Consider the following 230-nt stretch of genomic DNA (forward strand, 5'->3'; position numbering starts at 1 on the left):
GAATATAAACGGCAAAACCGTCGTAGGCGCGGCGTGGGTCGTGGCGGCATTTGTATTGCCTATGCTGGTGTGGGCTGGGTTTATGCTGGCGCGGATGTCCGGCTGGGTTGCCCCGACCAAGGACAATCCGACTTTGGCGTTGGTATGGCTGCTGTTTTCCCTGCCTTTCCTTCTGATTGCGGCCTAATGCTTTGGTTGGAAGGGCTGGCGGCTGGTGGCTAACATCGTAC

The 230-nt window shown here is 57.4% G+C and carries 1 pseudogene; it reads left to right on the forward strand.

Annotation, left to right across the window (positions count from 1 at the left end):
* Nucleotides 1-184 (forward strand): annotated as a pseudogene (locus tag ACTHRE_RS11230) (hypothetical protein); the annotation flags it as partial.
* Between the last annotated feature and the right edge of the window lie 46 nt (nucleotides 185-230).

This window comes from Neisseria sp. P0001.S007, from assembly GCF_051963655.1.
In the GTDB taxonomy this organism is placed as follows: Bacteria; Pseudomonadota; Gammaproteobacteria; order Burkholderiales; family Neisseriaceae; genus Neisseria; species Neisseria subflava_A.